General features: G+C 66.1%; 1 protein-coding gene. It reads right to left on the bottom strand.

The features are described from left to right. A partial coding sequence (locus EOA24_RS40620; RefSeq protein ID WP_133375110.1) for an ABC transporter permease occupies positions 1–496 on the bottom strand: 496 nt, incomplete at both ends.

Raw genomic sequence — 496 nt, 5'->3', positions numbered from 1 at the left:
ACCCCCCAGCGCAAGGTCGAGGAGATCTGCACCGAGATGTATTCGCCGACCATGAGCACGCGACCGGCGCCGAGGATGGCCGGCGTCACCAGGAAGCCGAGCGAGAAGATGACGATGAACAGGCTGGCGATCGCAAGGCCGGGCAGGCTGAGCGGCAGCCAGACGCGGGTGAAGATAGTGACGGGCCTCGCCCCAAGCGACCGCGCCGCCTGGATGATGCGGGGGTCGATTTCGGAAAGGTTGGCGTAGAGCAGCAGGATCGCGAACGGCATCATGTAGTGGACCATGCCGACGATCACGCCGAACTGATTGTAGACGAGTTCCAGCGGCTCGGCGATCGCGCCGCTGCCGACCAGCGCCGAATTGAGCACACCGTTGCGGCGCAGGATGGTGATCCAGGCAAAGGCGCGCACCAGCACCGAGACCCAGAACGGCACCATGACCATGAACAGCGCGACGCGGCGCGCGGCCGGCCGCATGTGGACCAGCGCGAAGG

The organism is Mesorhizobium sp. M2A.F.Ca.ET.039.01.1.1 (genome assembly GCF_003998035.1).
Lineage (GTDB): Bacteria > Pseudomonadota > Alphaproteobacteria > Rhizobiales > Rhizobiaceae > Mesorhizobium.
This window is presented reverse-complemented; position numbering and strand designations above follow the sequence as displayed.